Below are 1,815 nucleotides of genomic sequence, written 5' to 3' on the forward strand. Positions count from 1 at the left end.
GACACCACCACACCCGAAACCGGCCACCCCGTATCATTCCAATCAACCAACACCCGCCGCCGCTCAACCTCACCCAACACATCAACCCGACCCACAGGAATGTCGGGATTACTGGTGACCGTTTTCAGGACGCGGATCAGCCGATTGGCAAGCTCCTCGACCGTGGCAGGGTCGAAGATATCGGTACGGTATTCGAGCTGCCCGGTCAGCCCGTTGGGAGCGCCATTCGCCGTGCGTAGTTCGCCGAGGTTGACCGTGAGATCGAATTTGGCGGCGATACCGCCCAAAGGCTCATGGGTGACGTCCAGACCAGACAAGTCGAGATCTGGCTGGGCGTTGTTCTGGAAGGAGAGCATCACCTGGAACAGGGGATGCCGCGCCATCGACCGCTGTGGATTCAACACCTCCACCAACCGCTCGAACGGCACATCCTGATGCGCGAACGCAGCCAGGTCCGTCTCCCGGACCCGCCCCACCAACTCACGGAACGTGGGATCCCCACTCACATCCGTACGCAGCACCAGCGTGTTGACGAAGAAGCCGATGAGGTCGTCCAGGGCGTCGTCGGTACGCCCGGCGATTGGGGTGCCGATGGGGATATCAGTGCCCGCGCCCATCCGGGTGAGCAGGACGGCCAGGGCGGCCTGGACGGTCATGAACACACTCGTGCCGGTGCCATGGGCCAGTTCCACCAGCCGGGTGTGCACCTCGGCCGGCACCCGCACCCCCACACTGCCACCCTCATGCGACGCCACCGCCGGCCGCGGCCGGTCCACCGGCAGCTCCAGCTGCTCCGGCACACCCGCCAAGGCAGCCGTCCAGTAGGCCAGCTGCTGCGATATCACACTGTCCGGGTCGTCTTCGCTCCCCAGCACCTCACGCTGCCACAAGGTGTAGTCCGCGTACTGCACCGGCAGCGCTTGCCATCCGGGTGCCTCGCCGTTGGTACGGGCCTGGTAGGCGGTGGTCAGGTCCCGGGCGAAAGGCGCCAGCGACCAACCATCCGCGGCGATGTGATGCACCACGGCCAGCAGCACGAACTCATCCGGCCCCAACACAAACAGCCGCACGCGCACCGGTAGCTCGTTTGAAAGGTCAAACCCAGCACCGACCTCCCTGACCAGCGCCTCGGCCAGCTCCTCCTCAGCGGCCTCAATCACCACGAGCGACGGCACGGCCGCACCGGCTTCAACAATGTGCTGACAGGGCTGGCCGTCGGCCTCCGGAAAGATCGTCCGCAGACTCTCGTGCCGCCCGACCACATCTCCCAGAGCCAGGCGCAGCGCATCGACGTCAAGCTGCCCCCGCAGTCGAAGCGACAACGGAGTGTTGTAGGTGCCAGACGGCCCTTCCATCTGCCCCAGGAACCACAGCCGGCGCTGCGCGAACGACACCGGCACCACCTCGGGCCGCACCCTTGCGGCCAACGGCAGCCGCACCCGATCCGCGCCCTCATCCAGATGCGCGTCCAGGCCGGCCACGGTCGGCGACTCGAAGAGAGCACGGATGCTCAATTCCACACCCAGGGCACTGCGAATGCGACTGATCAGCCGAGTCGCGAGAAGCGAATGCCCGCCCAGCGCAAAGAAGTTGTCGTCGATTCCAACTTGGGTGATTCCGAGGGTTTCTGCGAAGAGTTGGGTGAGGATTTCCTCGCGTGGTGTGCGGGGTGGGCGTTGGGTGGTGATCGTGGTGTAGTCGGGGGTGGGGAGGGCTTTGCGGTTGAGTTTTCCGTTGGGTGTGAGGGGGAGGTGGTCGAGGGTGATGAGTGTGGTGGGGACCATGTAGTCGGGGAGTCGGTCCCGGAGGGTGCGG

At 65.3% G+C, this 1,815-nt stretch carries 1 protein-coding gene; it reads right to left on the minus strand.

The features are described 5' to 3' along the window. Nucleotides 1–1,784: condensation domain-containing protein (locus ACH4U7_RS53155; protein ID WP_398534939.1), on the minus strand; the 1,784-nt coding region annotated here is incomplete at its 3' end. Nucleotides 1,785–1,815: the final 31 nt, after the last annotated feature.

The sequence above is a fragment of the Streptomyces sp. NPDC020845 genome (genome assembly GCF_044334165.1).
Lineage (GTDB): Bacteria > Actinomycetota > Actinomycetes > Streptomycetales > Streptomycetaceae > Streptomyces.